Origin of the sequence: Chlamydia serpentis (assembly GCF_900239945.1) — a bacterium.
GTDB lineage: Bacteria > Chlamydiota > Chlamydiia > Chlamydiales > Chlamydiaceae > Chlamydia > Chlamydia serpentis.
On the sequence record NZ_LT993738.1, the window covers coordinates 84,762 to 100,958 of the forward strand.

The window sequence follows — 16,197 nt, forward strand, 5'->3', positions numbered from 1 at the left end:
CATGCAGACAATATATACAAAAATTACTGATATTAAAGGCAATTTAATTACTGTACAAGCGGAAGGAGCTCGATTAGGAGAGCTTGCTACAATAGTGAGATCGGACGGAAGGTTTTCCTATGCTTCAGTACTGCGTTTTGATATTAAAAAAGTAACTCTCCAGGTTTTTGGGGGTACATCAGGATTATCTACAGGAGATCATGTTACTTTCTTAGGAAGACCTATGGAGGTGATTTTTGGCAGCTCGTTATTAGGAAGACGATTGAATGGTATAGGCAAACCTATTGATAACGAAGGAGAATGTTTCGGAGAGCCTATAGAGATTGCTACACCAACATTTAATCCTGTTTGTCGTATTGTTCCTAGGAGTATGGTGAGAACCAATATTCCTATGATTGATGTATTCAATTGCCTGGTAAAATCACAAAAAATTCCTATTTTTTCTTCTTCTGGAGAACACCATAATGCTTTGTTAATGCGTATTGCTGCACAAACAGATGCTGATATTGTTGTGATTGGTGGGATGGGGCTTACATTCGTGGATTATAGTTTCTTTGTCGAAGAATCTAAGAAGCTTGGTTTTTTAGATAAATGTGTCATGTTTATCCATAAGGCTGTAGATGCTCCTGTAGAATGTGTTTTAGTCCCTGATATGGCTCTTGCATGTGCAGAGAAGTTCGCTGTAGAAGAAAAAAAGAATGTCTTAGTCTTGCTGACAGATATGACAGCCTTTGCTGACGCTCTGAAAGAGATTTCTATCACGATGGATCAGATACCTGCAAATCGTGGATACCCAGGTTCTCTATATTCTGACTTGGCTTTACGCTATGAAAAAGCTGTAGAAATTGCAGATGGAGGATCTATTACTTTAATTACTGTCACGACGATGCCTGGCGACGATATTACGCATCCTGTTCCTGATAATACTGGATACATTACAGAAGGCCAGTTCTATTTAAAAAATAATCGTATAGATCCTTTTGGTTCTCTTTCGCGATTGAAACAACTCGTCATCGGTAAAGTCACTCGCGAAGATCATGGTGATCTTGCTAACGCTTTAATCCGCCTTTACGCTGATTCTCGTAAAGCTATCGAAAGAATGGCTATGGGGTTTAAGCTCTCTAATTGGGATAAGAAGTTACTTGCATTTTCACAGCTCTTTGAAACTCGTTTAATGAGTTTAGAGGTAAATATTCCTTTAGAAGCAGCTTTAGATATTGGTTGGAAAATTCTTGCTCAAAGTTTTACTTCTGAAGAAGTAGGAATTAAAGCGCAGTTAATAAATAAGTATTGGCCTAAAGCATGTCTGTCCAAGTAAAATTAACAAAAAATGCGTTTCGATTAGAAAAACAAAAATTAGCACGTTTACAAATGTACCTTCCAACCTTAAAGCTTAAGAAAGCTTTACTACAGGCTGAGGTCCAAAATGCTGTTCGAGAAGCCGAAGCGTATGAAACAGCTTGTGTTGAGGCTTATAATCGTATTTATGCTTTTGCAGAGTTGTTTAGCATTCCTCTTTATACGAATTGTGTGGAGAAGAGCTTCGAGATTCAAAGTATAGATAAAGATTATGAGAACGTAGCTGGAGTTGAAGTTCCTATAGTTCGGAATATAAGAGTAACACCCGTATCATATTCTCTTTTGGAGACTCCTATATGGCTAGATACTATGCTTTCAGCATCAAAAGAACTTGTTATTGGTAAAATAATGGCAGAAGTTACTAAAGAGCGACAACAGATCTTAGAGGAAGAATTACGCGCAGTCACAATTCGAGTGAATTTATTTGAAAAGAAACTTATTCCTGAAACTATGAAGATACTTAAGAAGATTTCGGTGTTCTTAAGTGACCGTAGTATCACAGATGTAGGTCAAGTTAAAATGGCGAAAAAGAAGATAGAACTCCGGAAAATAAGGGGGAGCGAGTGCGTTTAGATATACATAAGTATCTCTTTATTGGACGCGATAAAGCGGACTTTTTTTTTGCGAGTAGAGAGCTTGGTATTATAGAATTTATCTCTAAAAAACATCGTATTATCACAGAAGAGGGCCGCCGTTTTGTAGAGTGTTTAAAAGTATTTAATCATCTACAAGAAGAGTATTCTTTAGAAACTTTGGAATTTATTACAGACCCAGACATTTCAGTTGCTGAGATACTAGATGAGGTCCTTACTTTAAACAAAGAGATAAAAGAACTTACAGAAATTGTAAAGGCATTAAGAAAAGAAATTGTTAGAGTAAAACCCTTAGGAGTCTTCTCTTCTTTAGAAATAAAAGAATTTTTTAAGAAAACTGGAATTTCTTTTCGGTTTTTCTATAGGACACATAAAGATAATCAAGATCTCGAAGAGGATCTTCCTAACGTCTTTTATCTTTCTACAGCTTATAATTTTGATTATTATGTAGTTCTTGGAGTAGTGGATCTCCCTAAAGATATTTATACAGAAATAGAAGCACCAAGATCTGTTAATGAACTTCAGCTAGATTTGGCTAATCTTCAGCGTGAAATTAGAAACAGATCAGACCGTCTCTGTGATCTCTATGTCTATCGTAAAGAGATCTTGCGCGGTCTCTGCGCCTATGATAATGAACAACGACTTCATCAAGCTCAAGAGTGCTGTGAAGAGTTGTTTGAGGGCCAATGTTTTGCTGTAACTGGTTGGGTCATTGTCAAGAAAATGCAAGAATTACAAGACTTGTGTGACCGTTATCAAATCTATATTGAAAGAGTCCCGGTAGATCCTGATGAGATTATTCCGACATACCTCGAGAATAAAGGCGCCGGAATGATGGGAGAAGATCTCGTGCAGATCTATGATACTCCAGCATATTCTGATAAAGATCCTTCAACTTGGGTATTTTTTGCCTTCGTACTCTTTTTTTCTATGATTGTTAATGATGCTGGGTACGGCTTACTATTTTTAGCTTCTTCTCTCATTTTTTCTTGGAAGTACCGTCTTAAAGTGAAATTCTCGAAACATCTGTCCCAGATACTTAAGATGACCGCTATTTTAGGCCTGGGTTGTATATGTTGGGGGACGATGACAACATCATTTTTCGGAATTACTTTTAGTAGAACCAGTCTTCTTAGAGAATACTCTATGACCCATCTTCTTGCTTTAGAAAAAGCGAAATATTATTTAGAGACTCGTCCTAAAGCCTATAAAGAACTGACAAATGAATATCCCTCTTTAAAAGCGATTAAAGATCCAAAATTATTTTTGCTTGCTACAGAAACAGGAAGTAGAAACACAGAGTCCCGTGCTGTAGTGTACGATAAGTTTATAGATAATATACTTATGGAACTTGCATTGTTGGTTGGCGTGATTCACCTTTCTCTAGGAATGTTCCGTTATCTTCGTTATCGTTATTCTGGTATTGGTTGGATCATTTTCATGGTTGGCGCCTATCTTTATGTACCAGTCTATCTAGGTGCTGTATCCTTGATTCATTATCTTTTCCATGTTCCCTATGAATTAGGAGGACAACTAGGGTATTACGGCATGTTTAGTGGTATAAGCCTTGCTGTTGTATTAGCAATCATACAGAAAGGTTGGCGTGGAATTGAGGAGATTATTTCTGTAATACAGGTATTTTCTGACGTTCTTTCTTATTTGCGTATTTATGCTTTAGGACTTGCTGGCGCTATGATGGGAGCAACATTTAACCAAATGGGGGCAAGGTTGCCTATGCTTCTTGGTTCTATAGTGATTCTTCTTGGTCATTCTGTGAACATTATCCTTTCTATTATGGGAGGAGTTATTCATGGACTCAGGTTAAATTTTATCGAGTGGTATCACTATAGTTTTGATGGAGGAGGACGTCCCTTACGTCCCCTAAGAAAACTCGTTTGTCATGAAGATACTGAGGCTTCAGGGGATTCACTTAGATAATAATTCAGTAGTTTGATAAACTTCTCCTGTCTTTGAGAGAGAAGTACGAAAGAAATTTTGTCAAGATCGTATTTGTTCTAAAGGGATTTGAGAAGGGAGCATGAGGTAAGTATGATTGATTTGTCTGTTGTTGGGCCTGCTTTGGTTTTGGGGCTAGCTATGATTGGGAGTGCCATAGGTTGTGGTATTGCTGGTGTAGCTTCACATGCAGTAATGTCTCGTATAGATGAAGGACATGGGAAGCTTATAGGAATGTCTGCGATGCCCTCTTCTCAGTCTATCTATGGGTTTATTTTAATGTTGCTCATGCAATCAGCAATAAAAAATGGAACGCTATCCGCAGCTGGTGGAATTGCAATAGGCTTATCTGTTGGAGCTGCTCTTTTATTATCTTCGATTATGCAGGGGAAGTGCTGTGTAAGTGGAATTCAAGCTTACGCTCGTTCTTCCTCAATATATGGGAAATGTTATGCAGCGATTGGAATTGTCGAATCATTTGCATTGTTTGCTGTTGTTTTTGCGTTACTACTGCTCTAAGATCATATTTATACTTCTATTGCTGTTATCAGTAATAAGTTTAGTTTGCTTATTCGGTTGTTCTGAACCTTCATTGTCTTCTTTTACGGAATATGTGGGTCCAGAACATAGCGCAGCAGCCCAACTCAATATTGAACAGAGTTGTGTTGATGAGATCTTCGGACAGCAGGTCGTTGTTACCTGGAGCCTTCCCTCTCGTATGAGGAGATGCCTTCCGTTAACCCTGTATCTATGGGTGTACTACGGGAATGGTAAAGTAGAAAAACTAACCTATGAGGTAAATCAAAGTGCAGGCTATCGAGTTTATTGCCTTAAGGGGTTGGAATACAAAGAATTTCAGGGAATTATCTCCTATCGTGTAGCATTATATAGCGGGAATCAAGAGATCGTGAGCAGACGTCACCATCTTTGGATGGAGGTGATTTCCCTAGACTCTCCTTAGATAGAGAAGAATCAAGGCATAAATGTCTTTAGCCAAATTAGCAAAAGAGAAACGACTGAGTTTTCTAAGCCCTGAGTTTAGAAAAAAATAGGTACAGATCATAAGTTGGAATTAAAAACCATGAAAGTAGAAGACTTTCCAAAAGCATATGACTTTAAAGCTATAGAACCCGAACTATATGTTTTCTGGGAAAAGAAAGGAATGTTCCAAGCGGAAGTTGCGAGTGACAAACCTCCCTATTGTGTGATCATGCCACCTCCGAATGTGACTGGGGTTTTGCATATGGGCCACGCCCTTGTCAATACTCTTCAAGATATTCTTGTGCGTTACAAACGCATGTCTGGATTTGAAGTGTGCTGGATTCCAGGGACTGATCATGCAGGAATTGCTACCCAGACTGTAGTAGAAAGGCATCTTCAAGCTACGGAAGGTAAGCGCCGTACTGACTATAGTCGAGAAGAGTTTTTAAAACATGTTTGGACCTGGAAAGAAAAGAGTGAGGGAGTGATTCTTTCGCAACTCCGACAGTTGGGCTGTTCTTGTGATTGGAATAGGAAGCGTTTTACCATGGATCCTCTTGCTAATCGTGCAGTAAAAAAGGCTTTCAAAGCTCTATTTGATAATCGTTATATTTACCGTGGATACTACCTTGTTAATTGGGATCCTATTCTGCAAACAGCTCTTGCTGATGATGAGGTAGAATATGAAGAAAAGGACGGTTGGCTTTACTACATTAGTTATCGTATTGTAGATTCTAATGAAACTATTGTTGTAGCAACTACAAGACCTGAAACATTATTAGGTGATACTGCAATTGCAGTATCACCTAGTGATCCGCGTTATGCATCTTGGATTGGTGCGAGTGTAGAGGTTCCTTTCGTAAATCGTCAAATCCCTATCATTGGAGACGCCTCTGTAGATCCCACTTTTGGAACAGGAGCTGTCAAGATCACTCCTGCTCATGATAAAGATGATTACCTTATGGGGATTCACCATAATTTACCTAGCATTAATATCCTGACTCCCTGTGGGAGGATTAACGAAAATGGCGGTATTTTTTCTGGAATGACTAAGGAAAAGGCTCGGGAAGAGATTCTTCTGGCTTTAGAAAAGCAAGGGCTTTTTATAAGAAAGGAGCCCTACAAACTTCGTGTTGGTGTTTCTTATCGATCGGGCGCTGTAATCGAACCCTATCTTTCTAAACAATGGTTTATCTCAGTATCAGAATTCCGTGGAGTTTTGCGAGAGCTTGTTGAAAATAAGGATATTAAGATTTTTCCTAATGACTTTGAAAAAAATTATCTCTCTTGGGTCAATCATCTTCGGGATTGGTGTATTAGCAGACAGTTGTGGTGGGGACACCGTATTCCTGTTTGGTATCACAAAGATGATGAAGAACGTATTCTCTGTTATGATGGAGAAGGTGTTCCTGAAGAGGTGGCACAAGATCCTGATGCCTGGTATCAGGATCCTGATGTTCTAGATACATGGTTTTCTTCAGGTTTATGGCCGTTGACATGCTTAGGGTGGCCTGATGCAAAGTCTCCAGATTTGAATAAATTTTATCCCACCGCTGTACTAGTTACGGGGCATGACATTCTCTTTTTCTGGGTAACACGCATGGTATTGTTATGTTCTTCAATGACAGAAAAAAAGCCATTTTCTGAGGTGTTCTTACATGGATTAATATTTGGAAAGTCTTATAAACGTTATAACGAATTCGGTGATTGGTCCTATATTTCTGGTAAGGAGAAGCTTGCCTATGATATGGGAGAAAAACTTCCTAGTGATGTTATTGCTAAATGGGAAAAACTCTCTAAGTCTAAGGGGAATGTCATAGATCCTTTAGAAATGATAGCTACTTATGGTACAGATGCTGTACGCCTGGCCCTATGTTCTTGTGCAAATCGTGGTGAGCAAATAGATCTTGATTATAGGTTGTTCGAAGAGTACAAGCACTTCGCGAATAAGATATGGAACGGAGCCAGATTTATTTTTAGTCATATCTCGGATCTCCAAGTAGAAGAGCTCCTTATCGGTATTGATCAGAGTGCCCTAGGTCTTGAAGATTTCTATATTTTAGATGGTTTTAATCACCTTATTTGTCAGCTTGAGGAAGCTTATGCGACTTATGCCTTTGATAAAGTAGCAAGTTTAGCTTATGAGTTTTTCCGTAATGATCTTTGCTCTACTTATATTGAGATAATTAAACCAGTACTCTTGAGTACACAGGAAAATGAATTTGCTAAAGTTATAAAACGTAAATTGCTTGCTGTTCTTCTTCTCAATGTATTAGGAGTTCTGCATCCTGTAGCTCCTTTTATTACAGAATCTTTATTTTTAAGGTTAAAGGATACATTAGGCAAGATTCCCGAAGGAAAGGGTGATGCAATTACAAGTCATGCTGTGAATATGCTACGCTCTCGTGCCTGTATCGAATGTCCATATCCTAAGATTTTTGATATAGAAATGCCTAAAGATCTTAAAGAGTCTTTTGTCTTGGCTCAGCGTCTAGTTTATACTATTAGAAATATTCGTGGAGAAATGCAACTTGATCCTCGTTTACAACTCAAGGCCTTTATTATTTGTTCTGAAGATATCCATATCCAAAACTATATTCCTATTCTCCAGGCATTGGGGGGACTAGAGTCTATAGAACTTTTGGATAAAGAACCGGAAAAAATGCTATATAGTTTCGGTGTCATTGATAATATTCGTCTTGGAATTTTTGTTCCCAAAGAGCATTTAATTAAGGAGAAAACACGTTTAGAAAAAGAAAGACTTAGATTAGAGGGGATAGTAGAAAATTTAGAGCGCTTATTAGGTGATGAAAATTTTTGTCAGAAGGCAAATCCGAGTCTTGTAAATATCAAGAGAGAAGCTTTAAAAAATAATCGTGTAGAATTACAGAGTATTCTTGATAAGCTTATGTCGTTTTCCTAGAACCAAAAGGGCTGATGTTTGGAGCGCTATGATATTCTCAGAATTATTGGGAAGGGAGGGATGGGTGAAGTATATCTTGCTTATGACCCAGTGTGCTCTCGTAAAGTAGCTCTTAAAAAAATTCGTGAAGATCTTGCAGAAAATCTGTTATTAAAAAAACGCTTTTTGCGAGAAGCTAGAATTGCTGCTGATCTGGTACATCCTGGAGTTGTCCCCGTCTATACTATTTACAGTGAGAAAGATCCCGTATATTACACTATGCCCTATATTGAGGGCTATACCCTGAAAACCTTATTAAAGAGCGTTTGGCAGAAAGAATCTTTATCTAAGGAATTAGCAGAAAAAACTTCTGTAGGGGCATTGCTATCCATATTTTATAAGATTTGTTCCACTATAGAATATGTCCATTCTCGGGGTATTCTTCATCGTGATCTTAAGCCTGATAATATTCTTCTAGGTCTCTTTAGTGAAACTGTCATTTTAGATTGGGGAGCCGCAGTTGCTCATGGGGAAGAAGAAGGTCTTCTTAATCTAGATATTAGAAAAGAAGAACTCTTCTCTTCCAAAATGACAATTCCAGGTAGGATTGTTGGGACTCCAGATTATATGGCTCCTGAAAGGCTTCTTGGTTATCCTGCTTCTGAAGGTACAGATATTTATGCATTGGGAGTTATTCTCTATCAGATGCTCACGCTCTCTTTCCCCTATAGAAGGAAGAAAGGAAACAAAATTGTTGTCGGTAGCCACCAGGAGATTCCACCTCCCAGGGAAGTTGCTCCCTATCGAGAAATCCCTGGATTTCTCTCTGGTGTAGTTATGAGAGCATTAGCTTCAGATCCAAAAGCACGTTATTCTTCAGTAACAGAACTGAAAGAAGATATAGAGAGTCATTTGAAAGGCAGTCCTAAATGGACTTTAACAACAGCATTATCGCCTAAAAAATCTTGTAGTTGGAAGCTAAACGAACCTATTTTACTTTCTAAGTACTTTCCAATGTTAGAAGTATCACCAGCATCATGGTATAATCTCGCGATCTCTAATAGCGAAGGTTTTGCTGAGATCCGCTTAGAATATACTATTGCTAAAAAGGGGCTTACTCAGGGTTTTGGAATTCTACTCCCAACTTCAGAGAATGCTTTAGGTCGAGATTTTTATTATGGTTACGGCTTTTGGCTCCATATTAAAGCTACAACTTTGTCAGTATCTTTAGTGAAAAATAGCTTGGAAATTCAGAGGTATTCTCAAGATTTAAACTGTGATAAGGATAATTTCTTGGTAACTTTAGAAAGGCATAATCATGGCTTGTCTTTGTTCATTGATAATGTCGCTTGGCTTATCCATATGAATTACTTACCAAGCCGTGGTGGACGAGTAGCTATTATAGTTCAAGATATGGAAGATATCCTTGGAGATATAGGTATTTTTGAAAGTAGTGGTTCTTTGTGTGTCAGCTGTCTCGCTGTTCCTGATGCTTTTCTTTCAGAAAAGTTATATGATCGTGCTTTGGTTCTTTATCAGAGAATAGCAGAATCTTTTCCAGGACGTAAGGAAGGTTGTGAAGCGAGATTTCGAGCAGGAATTACTATTTTAGAAAAGGCATTTACAAATAATGAAGAACATGAATTTGCTCTAGCTATTGAAGAATTTTCAAAGTTGCATCACGGTGTTGCTGCTCCGTTAGAATATCTTGGTAAGTCTTTAGTATATCAGAGACTTCAAGAATACAATGAAGAAGTCAAAAGTCTGCTGTTAGCATTGAAGCGTTACTCAGAGCATCCTGAAATTTTCAGGATTAAAGACCATGTAGTATACCGATTACACGAGAGTTTTTATAAGCGTCATCGGCTTGTTCTAGTGTTCATGATACTAGTATTACAAGTAGCTCCACAAGCAATTACTCCTGGGCAAGAAGAAAAGTTCCTGTTTTGGTTGGAGGATAAATCTAGAGGAACGCTATTTTGTAGACTTGATCCTACTTCCTTAGAGTGTCGTTCTTCTAAGATGGAATTATTTTTGAGTTATTGGTCGGGATTTACGCTTCATCTTACTAGTTTATTTCATAGGGCTTGGGATCAGAGAGATGTTAGAGCTCTTATTGAAATTTTGTATGTTGCCTGTGATCTTAATCAATGGGAGTTTTTAAACTCTTGTATTCACATAATTAGAGAATCTCTTCAGAGTAAGCAATCTTTAGAAGAAATGGCAGAGGTTTCTTTACAGGAGTTAACAGAATTTCTTTTTGCTCTTCAGAATATTCATGAGAAGAAAGATGCAACAGTAGTGTTTTCTTCTAGCAATAACCTCTCACCGATACTCCTTGTCTATATATTCGATCTTTTTGCTAATCGCGCTCTTATGGAATCTTGTGGAGAAGCTATCTTAGAGGCTGTGAGTATCATTCGACCTAAAGTTTCTAATAAATTTTATAATGATTACTTTTTAAATCATGAAATTCGAGCTCACCTTTGGAAGCATAATGAAAAGAATGTAAAAGAACTTCTTCAGAACTATACAAAAGAGCAATTTATAGATGATCAACAAGAAGTTTTCATTCTTTATGGGTGTTACCTTGCTCTTACACAAGGTCATGAATCTGCAGTAAAACATTTCGATACTTGCAATGAAGATCGGATTTCCCCCTTTTCTCTATTAGCTAGAGATTATAGGCTCTTAGGTCTTCCGAAAGATTCTCTTAGTTACCAAGAACGTCGGTTGTTATTAAGACAAAAGTTCCTTTATTTTCACTGTCTTAAAAACAAGAAAGAGCGAGACTCTTCTCAGAAAATCTATCATCTTTTGGACGAAGAATTTCAGCTTTAAGTGTTTAGTAATTATTAGTAACCTAATTTTTCTATCTAAAATGTTTCTAGATTTTAGGTTTATAGGTAAAATTAATCTCTAGGGACATATTTTTTTAACAAAGAGCTTTCGTTCAGATAAATATCTTTAGGAGGCCCAGCAAAGAGAAGTTTTCCTCCTTGTTTCCCTGATCCAGGGCCTATTTCTATAAGGTAGTCAGCACATTTTAATAATTCTACATCGTGATCTATATAGATTATCGAGTGACCAGCAGCTACAAGTGATTTAAGCTTTTCTGGAAGAAGTTGTTTCCTTTTCAGATCTAAAGAAGTAAATAGCTCGTCAATTAAAAACAGAGTGGGGAATTGTGGAGGTTGGTAGAGGAAATAAGCCACCTTTAGTGCTGTTTTTTCACTTATAGATAAGGAAGCTAAGTTTTGACCAATAGGAAGGTAACCAAGACCTATCTCAAGAAGTGCTTTTATCGGTTTCTGTATTTTTTTAATAAAAGGGAATAGGGTCGCTATAGTTTCAATTGGAGTATGGAGAAGCTCACCAAAATGCTTACCTTCATACAAGACTTCTTGAGCAAGGGGTTGGATGCGAAATCCTGAGCATGTAGGGCAGGGGCGCTTTTCTAAAGCATAGAAAGCTCGATCAACCAATTGATATCCAAGTCCTTGACAATCTATACATTGTCCTTGTTTTGTATTTGTACTGAACATACTAGCGGAGATATTCAAGGCTTTAGCTTGCATAAGCGAAGCGTAGAAAGATCTTAAGGATGGGGCAATATCAAAATATGTGCTGATATCAGAACGTTGAGATGAGGCTATGGGATGAGAATCAATAACTAGAATATTTGAAAAATTTCTAGTTCCTTGTGAAAGTAGGACTTCTGCTTGTTTTTTAAATCCCTCTAAGAGTAAGGATGTTTTTCCAGATCCAGAAATTCCTCCAATTGCAACCAAAGAATGTAGGGGAGCGGATACTTTTAAGTTTTGAATATGGTATATCGACAGATTAACCTTTAAAGTAGAATTTAATGCTACTTTAGAGTTTGCGTTTGTTTTAGAGGGAAATACTTTTTTAGCACTACTAGAATTAGAATTTGATTTAGGAAGAACTTCCACATCACAATCAACTAGAAACCCTCCTTTAGGTCCTGATCCAGGGCCTAAAGATATTGTATAGTCAGCATAGGGTACTAAAGTATAGGAGCGATCTGTAGCGATGACTGTATTATGATTTGCTATAAGTTCTTTGAATAAACGAATAATGATAGGAAGATCTTCAGGATGTAGTCCAGAAAGAGGTTCCTCAAATAAGTACACAATATTTGTTAAATTCGTAGAAATCTTTTTTGCGAGGTGTAGGCGATAACTCTCACCGTCACTGAGAGTATCTTGTCTTTGCCCGAGAGTAATATAGTCTAGTCCTACTTTCGTAATGAAAGTCAGTCGATTCATAAGATCTTGGACAATACTTTTTGTGTCGTTGGTCTCTATATCTTTTAGGAAAGAGTATAAGAATGCTGTATCTTGCTCATAAATATCTAGGAGAGATGTTTCCCCTATGCGGATATGACGAGCATAATCGTTTAGTCCTGAGCCTTTACATGAAGGACAGGGGATAGGAAAAAGAAGCGGTTTAAGTAAAGGAGCAGCGACTTCCATATCCAGCTGATCCTGAAGAAGGGTATTCATGCCTAGAAATTCTGAGGAACCTTTGCACAATATTTGAAAAGTTTCTGAAGTTAGGGAACCCAGAGGTTTAGAAGAAGAAATATTGGCAAGTTTTAGAAGATGTTCTAGAGATTGCATTGAGCTATTTGGAAAGAATAAATTGCAAAGTTCCAGCGGAGTGTAATCAGCGAATTTATCTTGATGATGCTCTAGAGAAATTCTTAAGATCTGACTAGTACCCCCACATTGATGACAACGACCTTCAGGATGATCGCAAGAAAGAAGTTCATGTGTGACTTCGGGATAGGTTCTTCCCTCAAGGTCCTTCCAGCCTAAAGAATATGACAACTCAAGAGTCTCCTCTCCGTCAAGAATATACATCTGGATTTTTGAAGATAGCGAAAAAGCAACTGATAATGCTGAAAACAAAGCAGAAACATGCCTTAGAGAGATCTTAAGGTGTTGTATCACTAGAGAAGGTGATGTTAGATCTTTCGGAAGTTTTTGATCTAAATCATAGATATTTCCCTGAGAATATAACTTTAAAAACCCTTCTTTCTGTTTTGCTTGAAGAAAGAGATTAAGATCAGTATCACTAGGGATCGGAGAAGTGATAGTAACGTAGTGATCCTCGTAATTTTTAAGTAATGTATCAATAATCGTTTGGCTTGAAATTTTAAAGAGTTTTTCTCCTGTAACTGGAGAAAAAGGTTCTCCTAATATAGCGAAGAGCTTTTCCAAGCTGTTACTTAATCCTAAAGCCGAGGCTAATGTGTGATGGGAGTGATTGCGGGAGGTACATTTTCTTACAGAAATAACAGGAGAAAGTCCTTTGACTTCCCCTACATGAGGTAGAGGGGTTTCCTTAAGCAGGCCTTGTCGAATATAAGTAGGAAAGAGTTCAGCATAGGCAATATTTCCTGAGGCATAAAGGATATCAAAGACTAAAGAATGTTTTCCTGATGCTCCTGGACCTACAATCGCAACAAGAGCATTGCGCGGAAGTGAAAGGTCCAGGTGTTTAAGATTATTTTCATGGGCATCTTTGACGATGATATTGCCAGATGTAGGATCTTCTAGACGAGGTGGTGAGTTTCTTAGCACAGGTAAGGTCAAAGAGTCTTGAATATATGGAGCTAGTGCTTTTGCTGTTGGGGTATCTAGATGGATAAGATCTTTAGGAGGACACGAAGCAAGTAGGTATCCTCCATCATTACCTCCTTCAGGACCCAACTCCAAAACATAGTCTGAGACTTTGACAACATGCATGTTGTGTTCAATAACAATCACGGTATGACCTAGATATGTTAAGGATAAAAGTACTTCGATTAAGGCTTGAATATCATGGGTATGAAGGCCAGTTGTAGGTTCATCCAAGACGTATAGCGTTGGCTTGGATGAAGAAAACAACAACTCATGGGCTAGTTTTAGTCTTTGTATTTCTCCACCAGACAGTGTAGACAAGGGTCGTCCTAAGGGTAAATAGTCTAAACGTAGTAAAGATAGAGCATGTATCTTTTCGTAAATTTTGGGACATGAAGTAAAAAACTTTTGAGCTTGGTATACTGTCATATCTAAGATGTCAGCAATACTTTTCCCTTCATAAAGGATTTCTAATATTTGTGGTTGATAACGCTTTCCTTTACATTCAGAACATGGGATTGGCATTTCATCTTCGGAAATAGAAATGATTCCTAGCCCTTGGCATGTTATGCAAGCCCCCTGGGGTTGGTTAAAGCTAAAATGGGCTTTTGTAAATCCCTGACGTTGACTACGCTTTTGAGAAGCAAAGAGTTCCCGAACTTCATCAAAAGCTTTAAGATAAGTTAAGGGAATAGATCGTTGAGAACGTCCTGGAAGATCTCGGGTAATGTGAATCAAGCGATCTATGCTACTACCCTGAAACTCTAGATTTTCAGGGTTTTCTTGATTTAAGAAACTTTCTATAGTAGGAACTAAGGTATCATTAATTAATGAAGATTTTCCTGATCCTGAAACTCCTGTGACTGCAGTTAGCCTAGCTAACGGGAGACGGATAGAAAGATTTTTAAGATTATGGACTACGGCTTGTCTTAGGGATAGCCATGATCTAGGGGGGCCACGAGATTCTGGAATCTGGATAGCAAGTTCTTGGCGTAAGTACTTTGCTGTTAAAGTTTCCGAATGTGTTAAGAAGTCCTTGGGACTACCGTTAAAGAGAACTTCGCCTCCGAAACTACCAGCTCCTGGACCAATATCAATAATCCTATCTGCAAAAGAGATCATGTGCTCATCATGTTCAACAAGAATAATAGTATTGCCTTGATTTCTTAGTTTTTGAATGACTCGAATGAGTTTATCAGTATCTTGAGGATGAAGTCCTATGGACGGCTCATCTAGGATATAGGTAATTCCAAAAAGTTCTCCCCCTAAATATTTGGCTATTGCTGTACGTTCTTGTTCTCCTCCAGAAAGAGTTGACAGTGCTCTATTGGGAGTAAGATAGCCTAAACCCAAATCTATAAGAAAAGAGAGTCTTTGCTTAAGTCCTTGAAGGACTTCTCGAATACAGAGAGAAGGTGCTTTCACCTCAGAAAGAAGTGCATACCATAAATTTATAGACATATCTTGAAATTCAGCAAATGTTTTACCTTCCCAAGTTGCTACAGAGGCATATTCTCCTAAACCTGTGCCTTTACATAGAGAGCAGCGATGAGCAGACATTCCCTTAGGTAGATAACGTGAGGGCTTAGTAGTATAACGCACTTTATCTCCTATATCATTAAGTACACCTCTCCATACTTTATGGGTTAGATTCTTTTTCCCTAGCGTTGGATCAAAGAGTCGTACAGGAAGAACTAAATTACTTTTCCCCCGGAGAAAGATATTTTGAATTTCTAAAGGAAGATCTTTCCAAGGTGTCTCAAGACTGAATTTTAAGGCATCTGCAAAAGCTTGGTATACAGCATGGTGAAGATAGGAGGAGCAATTTCCAGCAAAACTACAGCAGTTATCTTTAATAGAAAGATCTTGATTAATCAAAATAGGGTCATCAATAGAAATAAAGATGCCAGATCCTTGGCAAGAACAACAGCGACTACCTAGCACATGAGGAGAAAATAATTGCGGTGTTAGAGGGGTATAGGTGACTTGATTAATCTGCTGATTAGTAGAGAATGTTAAGAGTTCTGTATCAACAAGAACTGCACATTGACCTCCTCCTAATTCTAAAGCTGTGAAGAGACTAACTTTTAGCCTTGCAGTGTTATTCTGGATCTTAACTAGGGTATCAACCACAATATCAGCAGGAGTGTTTTCAGGAATGCCTGTTGTTAAGAAAGAATAGATGGGTTGAACACTACCGTTTAGACGTACTTTTGTGAATCCCTGTTGAACATAATCTCGAATTCCGTTGGTATCCTTGTATAATAGAGGGGCTAAGAGAGTTAGCTGTATGCCTTCAGGTAGTTCCATAATAGTAGCAAGAACTTTTTCTTTGCTAAGAAGGTTTAAGGCTACTTTTGTCTTGGGATCTCTAGCTTGTCCTTCTAGACTAAAAAGGAGAGCAAGATGAGAGAAAAGCTCTGTAGTGCTTCCTAGAGTTGCATGGCTATAGTATGAAAAGTGATTTTGTTTTATTGCTATTGTTGGAGACAGTCCATAGATTTTTTCTACCTTAGGATTAGGAAGAGATTTTAAAGCAGCAGCAAAAAATGTAGGAAGAGTAGAAATATACTGCTTTCTTCCCGCAGCATATAAAGTATCAAAGGCTATAGAGGATTTTCCTGAGCCAGACACTCCTGTGAGTAGAACGATTTCTTCAGAATTGAAGTTTATAGAAATGTTTTTTAGATTTCTAACTGTGATACCGGAAAGATATACAGGAAGTAATTTCATAAAGAATTCTCGTAGTGTACTTGGA

At 37.9% G+C, this 16,197-nt stretch carries 8 protein-coding genes; 7 read left to right on the plus strand and 1 reads right to left on the minus strand.

The annotated features are described in order from the left end of the window. Position 1 precedes the first annotated feature (1 nt). The 7 genes from C834KP_RS00340 to pknD all read left to right on the plus strand — a co-directional run bounded on the left by C834KP_RS00340 (position 2) and on the right by pknD (position 10,632). The gene (locus C834KP_RS00340; protein WP_108896245.1) at positions 2-1,318 is read left to right on the plus strand and encodes a V-type ATP synthase subunit B; all 1,317 of its coding nucleotides are present in this window, start codon (positions 2-4) and stop codon (positions 1,316-1,318) included. Beyond that, positions 1,303-1,932, plus strand: a complete 630-nt coding sequence (locus C834KP_RS00345; RefSeq protein WP_108896246.1) for a V-type ATP synthase subunit D — start codon at positions 1,303-1,305, stop codon at positions 1,930-1,932. The genes C834KP_RS00340 and C834KP_RS00345 overlap by 16 nt, the downstream gene beginning before the upstream one ends. After that, a complete protein-coding gene (locus C834KP_RS00350; RefSeq protein ID WP_174165537.1) occupies positions 1,923-3,890 on the plus strand; it encodes a V-type ATP synthase subunit I in 1,968 nt (655 codons plus the stop codon). Before C834KP_RS00345 ends, C834KP_RS00350 begins: the two co-directional genes overlap by 10 nt. A gap of 111 nt (positions 3,891-4,001) precedes the next feature. Next, entirely contained in the window at positions 4,002-4,427 is a 426-nt protein-coding gene (locus tag C834KP_RS00355) for an ATP synthase subunit C (protein WP_108896247.1), read from the plus strand. After that, positions 4,360-4,869 (plus strand): acyl-CoA dehydrogenase, encoded by a 510-nt coding sequence (locus tag C834KP_RS00360; RefSeq protein ID WP_108896248.1) that lies wholly within the window; start codon positions 4,360-4,362, stop codon positions 4,867-4,869. Before C834KP_RS00355 ends, C834KP_RS00360 begins: the two co-directional genes overlap by 68 nt. Before the next feature lie 120 nt (positions 4,870-4,989). Next, entirely contained in the window at positions 4,990-7,812 is a 2,823-nt protein-coding gene (locus C834KP_RS00365; protein WP_108896249.1) for a valine--tRNA ligase, read from the plus strand. An 18-nt stretch (positions 7,813-7,830) separates the two neighbouring features. Further along, positions 7,831-10,632, plus strand: a complete 2,802-nt coding sequence (gene pknD, locus C834KP_RS00370) for a serine/threonine-protein kinase PknD (protein WP_108896250.1) — start codon at positions 7,831-7,833, stop codon at positions 10,630-10,632. 71 nt (positions 10,633-10,703) lie between these two features. Here pknD and uvrA read toward each other — a convergent pair whose 3' ends face one another. After that, entirely contained in the window at positions 10,704-16,172 is a 5,469-nt protein-coding gene (uvrA, locus tag C834KP_RS00375; RefSeq protein ID WP_108897107.1) for an excinuclease ABC subunit UvrA, read from the minus strand. Positions 16,173-16,197 lie beyond the last annotated feature (25 nt).

Bases quoted from the DNA above. Each gene is read 5' to 3' on its own strand.
- C834KP_RS00340 (WP_108896245.1), top strand. From the start codon at position 2: ATGCAGACAATATATACAAAAATTACTGATATTAAAGGCAATTTAATT.
- C834KP_RS00345 (WP_108896246.1), top strand. From the start codon at position 1,303: ATGTCTGTCCAAGTAAAATTAACAAAAAATGCGTTTCGATTAGAAAAA.
- C834KP_RS00355 (WP_108896247.1), top strand. From the start codon at position 4,002: ATGATTGATTTGTCTGTTGTTGGGCCTGCTTTGGTTTTGGGGCTAGCT.
- C834KP_RS00360 (WP_108896248.1), top strand. From the start codon at position 4,360: ATGCAGCGATTGGAATTGTCGAATCATTTGCATTGTTTGCTGTTGTTT.
- C834KP_RS00365 (WP_108896249.1), top strand. From the start codon at position 4,990: ATGAAAGTAGAAGACTTTCCAAAAGCATATGACTTTAAAGCTATAGAA.
- uvrA (WP_108897107.1), bottom strand. From the start codon at position 16,172: ATGAAATTACTTCCTGTATATCTTTCCGGTATCACAGTTAGAAATCTA.